At 72.9% G+C, this 7,836-nt stretch carries 8 protein-coding genes; 7 read left to right on the top strand and 1 reads right to left on the bottom strand.

Annotation, left to right across the window (positions count from 1 at the left end; all coding sequences use genetic code 11):
* Positions 1–531 (bottom strand): endonuclease/exonuclease/phosphatase family protein (locus FNH05_RS26495; RefSeq protein WP_186382751.1); only part of this gene is annotated, 531 nt, incomplete at its 3' end.
* 150 nt (positions 532–681) lie between these two features.
* On the opposite strand from FNH05_RS26495, the gene FNH05_RS26490 reads away from it, so the two are divergent.
* From FNH05_RS26490 to FNH05_RS26460, 7 genes are all read left to right on the top strand, one after another.
* On the top strand, positions 682–1,032 hold the full coding sequence (locus tag FNH05_RS26490) for an ArsR/SmtB family transcription factor (RefSeq protein WP_144591432.1): 351 nt from the start codon (positions 682–684) through the stop codon (positions 1,030–1,032).
* Entirely contained in the window at positions 1,032–1,517 is a 486-nt protein-coding gene (locus FNH05_RS26485; RefSeq protein WP_222426715.1) for an NADH-quinone oxidoreductase subunit B family protein, read from the top strand. The genes FNH05_RS26490 and FNH05_RS26485 overlap by 1 nt, the downstream gene beginning before the upstream one ends.
* Positions 1,514–3,514, top strand: coding sequence for a proton-conducting transporter transmembrane domain-containing protein (locus FNH05_RS26480; RefSeq protein ID WP_144591431.1), 2,001 nt, complete (start codon positions 1,514–1,516; stop codon positions 3,512–3,514). The genes FNH05_RS26485 and FNH05_RS26480 overlap by 4 nt, the downstream gene beginning before the upstream one ends.
* Positions 3,511–4,470, top strand: a complete 960-nt coding sequence (locus FNH05_RS26475) for a respiratory chain complex I subunit 1 family protein (protein WP_144591430.1) — start codon at positions 3,511–3,513, stop codon at positions 4,468–4,470. The genes FNH05_RS26480 and FNH05_RS26475 overlap by 4 nt, the downstream gene beginning before the upstream one ends.
* Before the next feature lie 10 nt (positions 4,471–4,480).
* Positions 4,481–5,143: a hypothetical protein gene (locus FNH05_RS26470; protein ID WP_144591429.1), complete on the top strand. Its 663-nt coding sequence runs from the start codon at positions 4,481–4,483 to the stop codon at positions 5,141–5,143.
* A complete protein-coding gene (locus tag FNH05_RS26465) occupies positions 5,143–6,621 on the top strand; it encodes a proton-conducting transporter transmembrane domain-containing protein (RefSeq protein WP_144591428.1) in 1,479 nt (492 codons plus the stop codon). The genes FNH05_RS26470 and FNH05_RS26465 overlap by 1 nt, the downstream gene beginning before the upstream one ends.
* Positions 6,618–7,836: hydrogenase large subunit (locus FNH05_RS26460; RefSeq protein ID WP_144591427.1), on the top strand; the 1,219-nt coding region annotated here is incomplete at its 3' end. The genes FNH05_RS26465 and FNH05_RS26460, both read left to right, overlap by 4 nt.

Genomic DNA, 7,836 nt, shown 5'->3' with positions numbered 1-7,836 from the left:
GTCCAGGTGTGTGCAGTAGACGTGGACGACCGTGCCGCGGACGTTCACCGCGACCTCGGCGAAGCCGGGGGCCGGGGCAGGCACCGGATCGGGCACCTGGGTGGACAGCCGGGTGATTTCGTGGTTCTCCGCCGACAGCACCGGGTAGCGGCTCAGCACGGCGACCCCGAACCGGCGCCGGGGGGCACCGGCCGCGGCGGGGTCGAGGTCGTAGATCGGCGCGAAGAACACACGCATCCCCAGGCGGTTCGCCAGTTCCCTGGCCTCGTCGGTGAAGTCGCTGCGCGCACCCCAGTGGACGTCGACCTCCTGCAGGCCGACCACGTCGGCATGCAGCGAGCGGATCGCCTCGGCGGTCCGGTCGAGGTCGAAGACGTCGTCCTCGCCGGCTCCGGCGTGGATGTTGTAGGTGGCGACGGTCAGCGGAACCTCGCGGACCTCGCGGGCCTCGTGCGCCTGCGCGGGCACGGGCGCGGCCAGTGTGGCCGCGAGGGCGAGTGCGGACAGGAGCGCACCGATCGGGAGTCTCATATCCCCGCACCCTACGAACCCGGCGTGACCACCGCTCCCCCTTTCCGTGACGATCCCCCGTCTTCCCGGTGAAGGCGCACCCCACGACAGCCAATACTTGAAGACTTGCTAATATCTGCAATTGCTAAAGTCACTCCGGAGGGAGCGAGGGTGAGCAAGCCCCTCTACCAGGCCAAGGCCGAGTTCTTCAAAACACTGGGACATCCCGCCCGCATCCGGGTTCTCGAACTGCTCAGCGAGCGCGAGCACGCGGTGGCCGAGATGCTGGCCGACATCGGCATCGAAGCGACGAACCTGTCGCAGCATCTGGCGGTGCTGCGCCGCGCGGGTCTCGTGGTGACCCGCAAGGAGGGTTCCACGGTCTTCTATTCGCTGACCAGTCCCCACATCGCGGAGTTCCTGCTGGTGGCGCGCCGGATCCTCACCGGTGTGCTCACCGGGCAGGCGGAACTGCTGGCGGAGATGCGGGTCCCGGCGGACACGGCCGAGCGGAGCGAGTAGTGCTGGCCCTGTGGCGCAAGATCCGCCGCCACGGCACGGTGGCGGAACCGGCTCCGCCGCGCCCCGAGGGTGGGCGACCGCCCGCGGCGAAGGCGCTGGGCGGCTCGATCCAGGTGCGGCATGTCGACGCCGGTTCGTGCAACGGCTGCGAGGTCGAGATCGCCTCAGCCTTCGGGCCGGTCTACGACGTGGAACGCTACGGGGTCCGCCTGGTGGCCTCGCCGCGGCACGCGGACGTCCTGCTGGTGACCGGGCCCGTGACCCGCAACATGGCCGAACCGCTGCGGCGCACCTACGAGGCGCTGCCCGGCCCCAAGCTCGTGCTCGCCCTCGGCGACTGCGCGCGGAACTGCGGCCTGTTCGCCGGGGCCTACGGGGTCATCGGCCCGGTGTCCGACGTGATCCCGGTGGACCTGGAACTGTCCGGCTGCCCGCCCCGCCCCGAAGCGATCGTCGAGGCCCTGCGGAAGCTGACCGGCCGATGACCGCGGCGGCGGCGAGCTTCGCACTGGCGGTGGCGCTCGGGGCGCTCACCTCACTGTCCACTGTGGCCGCTTCGCGCCGAGTGCGGCCGGTCGTGGGCGGGCTGGGCACCGCGCTGGCCGGGGCCGCCGGGCTGGCCTCGGGCATCGCCGTCCTTTCCGGACAGTCGTTCTCCGTGTCCTGGCAGGGTCTGCTGCCGCTGTCCGGGGTCGCCTTCACCGCCGACCCGCTCGCCGCGCTGTTCCTGGTGGCCACCGGCGGGGTGGCGATCGCGGCCGGGATCTACGGCATCGGCTACGCCCGCGACGATCTGGCCTCCCGGCCCCCGCAGGCGGTGTTCCCCCTGTTCGTGGTGGCGATGCTGCTGGTGCCCGTCGCCTCGACGGTGGGCACCCTGCTGGTCTGCTGGGAACTGATGGCGCTGGCCTCGCTGGCGCTGGTGCTCGCCGAACACCGGCGCCGCGACGAGGTGGCGTCGGCGGGCCGCTGGTACGCGGTGATGACGCACCTCGGTTTCCTGGCCATCCTCGCCGGATTCGCCGTCCTCGCCGCGCACGCCCCGGCCGATTCCTTCGACGGCCTGCGGCAGGCGCACCTTTCCCCGCACATCCGGGATCTGGTGTTCGTGCTGACGCTGGCGGGCTTCTCCTCCAAGGCGGGCATCCTGCCGCTGCACGCGTGGCTGCCCCGGGCCCATCCCGAGGCCCCCAGCCATGTTTCGGCGCTGATGTCGGCGGCGATGGTGAACCTCGGCGTGTACGGGATCGTGCGCACCGGATTCGACCTGCTCGGCGGCGGTCCGCGCTGGTGGTGGCTGGTCACGCTGACCCTGGGCGCGCTTTCCGCGATCCACGGGATGCTCCAGGCGGCCATGGGCACCGACCTCAAACGCCTTCTGGGGTACTCGACGACCGAGAACATGGGGCTGGTCCTCGTCGGCGTCGGCGCGGCGGGCCTGTTTTCGTCCACCGGCCACCGGGAACTCGCCGGTCTCGCACTGGCCGCGGCGCTGTTCCACGTCCTCGGCCACGCCGCCTTCAAGACCCTGCTGTTCCTCGCCGCCGGTTCGGTCCTGCACGGGACCGGGACGCGCGACCTCGACGCGCTCGGCGGCCTGCGCCGCCCGATGCCGTGGACCACGGCGCTGTTCGGGGCCGGGGCGCTCGCCGCGTCGGCGCTCCCGCCCGGCACCGCCTTCGTGTCCGAATGGCTGCTGCTGCAGGCGCTGGTGCACGGCCTGCCCGCGGGCGGGGCCCCCACCGCGATCGCGATGCCGCTCGCGGTGGCCTCGATCGCGCTGACCGCGGGACTGGCGGTGGCCACGTTCGTCAAGGCGTTCGGGGTCGGTTTCCTGGCCAGGCCGCGCGGCGAGGGCGCGGTGCGGGCGCACGAAAGCCCGCCCACGATGCTCATCGGCATGGGACTGGCCGCGGCGGTCGCGGTCGTGCTGGCCCTGGTGCCGTCGCTGGTGCTGCCCGCCGTGGGCCGGGCCGCCGGGCTCGGCGATCCGGCCGCCGCCGGGCTGGTGACGGTGCGGCTCACCGCGGTCGCGGGCTCGCTGTCCCCGCTGCTGCTCACCGCGGGCCTGCTCGGCGCCACCGTGGCGCTGGTGGCGGCCCTGCGGGCCGTCGGCGCGCGGCGCGCCCGGCAGCCGGCCCGGCTGTGGGACTGCGGCGCGGGACCGCTGACCGCGCGGATGGAGTACACCGCGACCTCGTTCGCCGAGCCGCTGCAACGCGTCTTCGACGACGTCGTGCGACCGGAGACGGACGTGGACGTCAGCCACTACGAGGAATCCGCGTACCTGGTGTCCGCGGTGGCCTACCGCCGCAAGGTGCCGGACCGCATCGAACGGCGGTTCTACCGGCCGGTGCTCGACGGTGTCGCCCGGTGGGGGCAGGCCGGGCGGTGGCTGGCCAACGGCAGCGTGCACCGCTACCTGGGTTACGGGTTCTACACCGTGGTCGCGGTCCTGATCGTGCTGGCGGTGACCCGATGAGCGCCGGGGTGGTCTCCGCACTGGTCGTCGGCATCGTGCAGCCCCTGCTCGTGGTGGCCGGGGCGCCGCTGCTGGTCGGCCTGATGCGCCAGGTGCGGGCCCGGCTGGAGGGCCGCGCGGGTGCCGGGGTCGCCCAGCCGTGGCGCGATCTGCGGAAGCTGCTGCTGCGCAAGGAAACCTTCACCCCGAACGGCACCACCGAGGTGTTCCGGCTGGCCCCGCTCGTGCTGGTGGCGACCACGCTGGTGGTGTCGGTGGTCGTGCCGTTCGTGGCCACGGCCTCGCCGGTGCCCCCGGTGGCGGACCTGTTCGCGGTGGTGGCCCTGCTCGCACTGGGCACCGTCGTGCTGGCGCTGGCGGGACTGGACACCGGGACCGCGTTCGGCGGGATGGGCGCCAGCCGCGAGATGACGATCATCGCGCTGGTCGAGCCCACCCTGCTGGTGTCGATCTTCGCGCTGTCCGTGCGGGTCGGCTCGACGAACCTGTCGGCCATCGTGTCCTCGACCGTGCACGACCCGGCCCGCGTGATCTCGCCGGTGAGCCTGCTGGCGCTGGTCGCGCTGGCGGTGGTGATCGTCGCCGAGACGGGGCGGCTGCCGGTGGACAACCCGTCCACGCACCTGGAGCTGACGATGATCCACGAGGCGATGGTGCTCGAGTACGCGGGCCCGGACCTCGCACTGGTCGAACTGGCCTCGGCGATGCGGCTGACCGTGTTCCTCGGTCTGTTCGCGAACCTGTTCGTGCCGTGGGGGATCGCGACCAGTGCGGCCCCGCTCGCCCTGCTGGCCGGAATCGGGGCGGTGGTGGTCAAGGTCGGCGTGCTCGGGACGGCGCTGGCGCTCGGCGAGGTGTTCCTCGCGAAACTGCGGCTGTTCCGGGTGCCCGAGTTGCTCGCCGGGTCGTTCCTGCTGTCCCTGCTGGCCGTCGCGGCCTCGTTCTTCCTGGCGTGAGGGGGCTGTTGTGACCGAAACGCTGTATGTGCAACTGCTGGACCTGACCTGCGGCGCGCTGCTGCTGACCGCGGTGCTGATCCTCTGGCGGCGCGAACTGGCGATGATCATCCGGGTGTTCGCGGTGCAGGGGGTGGCGCTGGCGGCCCTGGTCGCGGTGCTCGCCGCGAAGGAGCGTTCGCCGGAACTGTGGGCGGTGGCGGCGGGCCTGCTCGTGCTCCGCGCCGGCATCCTGCCGCGCCTGCTGCGCCGGGCGCTGACCAGGGCCAAGGCGGCGCCCCGGGAAACCCGGCCGCTGGTCAACGTGGCGGCGTCGCTGCTGGCCGCGGCCGTGCTCACCCTGCTCGCCTACGCGGTGTCCCAGCCGCTGGTGAAGCTCGCGCCCTCGGCCGCGACGCAGGCGATCCCGGTCGGTCTCACCGTGGTGCTGATCGGTCTGTTCGTACTCGTCACGCGCCGCCGCGCGCTTTCGCAGCTGGTCGGTTTCCTGTTGCTGGACAACGGGATCACCGCCGTCGGTTTCCTCACCACGGCCAGCCTCGGGCTGCTCGCCGAGGTGGGGATCTCGCTCGACCTGCTGCTGATCGCGCTGGTACTGCAACTGCTCGCGACCCGCATGCGGGAGACCTTCGGCGGCACCGATCTCGACGAGCTGAGGGAGCTGCACGACTGATGCCCACCCTGTTCCTGCTCGCCCCGGTCGCGATCCCGGTGCTCGCCGCGCTAGCCTATGCCGGGCTGGGGTGGCGGCTCGCGACGGCGTGGACCGCCGCCGCGAGCGCCGCACTGGTCCTGGCCTCCGGGGTCGTCATCGCCGTCGGAGTCGCGCGGACGGGGCCGCGCGAGGCCCTTTCCGGGTTCCTGCGGGCCGACGCCCTGTCGGCGTTCATGCTGCTGGTGATCGGCGTGGTGGCACTCGTGGCCGCCGCCGCCACCCCGTCCTACCTGAGCGGTGAACGGGCGGCCGGGCGGCTGAGCGCCCGCATCGCCACCCGGCACAGCGTGCTGGTGCAACTGTTCCTCGCCACCATGACCCTCGCCGTGCTCGCGGCCGACCTCGGCGTGGTGTGGGTGGCGATCGAGGGCGCCACGATCGTCACCGCGCTGCTGGTCGGGCAGGACCGCACGCGCACGGCCGTCGAAGCGGCGTGGAAGTACGTGGTGATCTGCTCCACCGGTATCGCGCTCGCCCTGCTCGGAGCGGTCGTGCTGAACTACGCGGGCGCACGGGCGGGCGCCGGGCTCGACCTCGCCGCGCTCACCGCGCACGCCGCCGCCCTCGACCCCGGTGTCACCCGCATCGCCGTGGTGCTGCTGGTGCTGGGCTTCGGTTCCAAGGCCGGGCTCGCCCCGCTGCACGCCTGGCTGCCCGACGCGTATTCGCAGGCTCCGCCGCCGGTTTCGGCGCTGATGTCGGGCGCGCTGCTGCCGGTGGCCTTCTCCGCGATCCTGCGGGTCAAGGCGATCTCCGATATCGCGCTCGGCCCGGCGTTCCTGCGCACGCTCCTGGTCGTGATGGCGCTGGCCTCGCTGGCGCTGGCCGCCTCGCTCCTGCTCGCCCAGCGCGACTACCGGCGCATGCTGGGCTACTCCAGCATCGAGCACGCCGGGCTGATGGCGCTCGGCGCGGCGATCGGCACCCCGCTCGCGCTCGCCGCGGTGCTGCTGCACATGCTCGGGCACGGGCTGGCCAAGGGCGTGCTGTTCGTCGGCGCCGGGCGGATCCGGCAGCTCACCGGCAGCGGGGCCGTCGGCAAGGTGCGCGGGCTGGCGGTGCGCTCCCCGCTGCTGGCCGGTTGCTTCGGCCTCGGCGTGCTGGCCCTGATCGGGCTGCCCCCGTTCAGCCTGTTCGCCAGCGAACTCGGCATCGTCCGGGCGGGTTTCGCCGGCGGGCTCGGCGCGTTCACCGCGGTGGCGCTGGCACTGGTCCTGGTGATCGGCGCCGCACTGGTCAACCACACCAGCCGCATGCTCTTCGGCCCCGCACCCGAAGGGCCCGGGGCCGCCGCCGCACCGTCCCGCCTCCCGGTCGCGGTCGCGGCCGCGCTCGTCGGCGGGCTCGCCCTCGCCGCCGCGCTCGGCGTAGCGGCCGGGCCGCTGACCACCCTGCTGCACCTCGCCGCCAACACCCTCTCCGGGACGACACCATGACGCCCCAGGCGCACCGCGAAACCCGCCACCTGTCCGCCGCCGAGCTCCCGGAACAGGTGAAGTCCTTGCTCGGCACCGGTTTCCGGGTCGCGCTGGTCGCCGGTCATGACGACGGTGACGGCCTGCGCGCGGTGTACGTGTGCACCGCGGCCGGTCCCGACCGGCGCGTCGAACTGCACGTCCACCTCGACCGTGACCGGCCCCGCGTGCCGACCCTGGCCGGGCTGTCCTTCCCGGCGGGCCGGTTCGAGCGCGAGATGCGGGACCTGTTCGGCATCGTGCCGGAGGACCACCCGCTCCCCCGCCGTCTCGTGCGCCACTTCCACTGGCCGCGCGGCTGGTATCCGATGCGTTCGGACGCGGGCAACCCGCCGGAGTTCGGCGCGGTGGACGGCCCCTATCCCTTCCGCACGGTGGAGGGCGACGGTGTGTACGAGATCCCGGTGGGCCCGGTGCACGCGGGGATGATCGAGCCGGGCCACTTCCGCTTTTCGGTGGTCGGCGAGACGATCCTCAACCTCAAGGCCCGGCTTTGGTTCGTCCACAGAGGACTGGAACGGCTGTGCCAGTCCCGTCGCCCGGAGGAGGTCCTGCCACTGACCGAACGGGTCAGCGGGGACACCTCCGTGGGACACTCGCTCGCCTTCTGCCTGGCCGTCGAGGAGGCGTACGGGATCACCGTGCCCGAGGACGCGCAGCGCGTCCGGGCGATCCTGCTGGAGCTGGAACGGCTCTACAACCACGTCACCGATCTCGGCGCGCTCTGCAACGACACCGGCCACAGCATCCTCAACAACCAGGCCGGGCGCGTGCGCGAACAACTCCTGCGCCTCAACGAACACGTCAGCGGGGACCGGCTGCTGCGCGGTGCTCTCCGCCCCGGCGGCGCGGCCCTCCGCCGCGAACCCGACGCCCATGAGCTGACCGCCCTCGGCACCGATGTCGCCGAGATCGTCGCACTCGCGCTGGGCAACAGCGTGGTCGCCGACCGGTTCACCGGCACCGCCGTGCTCACCCGCCGGCAGGCCGAGGACCTCGGCACTCTCGGCTACGTCGCGCGGGCCAGCGGGCTGCGCGCCGACGCCCGCGCCGATCATCCCTTCACGGACACCGGTTTCGTCCGTCCCGTGCACGCCGTGACCAACGGCGACGTGCTGTCCCGCTTCCAGGTCCGCGCCGACGAGGTGGCGCACTCGATCGCACTGATCGCGAGCC

This window comes from Amycolatopsis rhizosphaerae, from assembly GCF_007713715.1.
Taxonomy (GTDB): domain Bacteria; phylum Actinomycetota; class Actinomycetes; order Mycobacteriales; family Pseudonocardiaceae; genus Amycolatopsis_E; species Amycolatopsis_E rhizosphaerae.
This window is presented reverse-complemented; position numbering and strand designations above follow the sequence as displayed.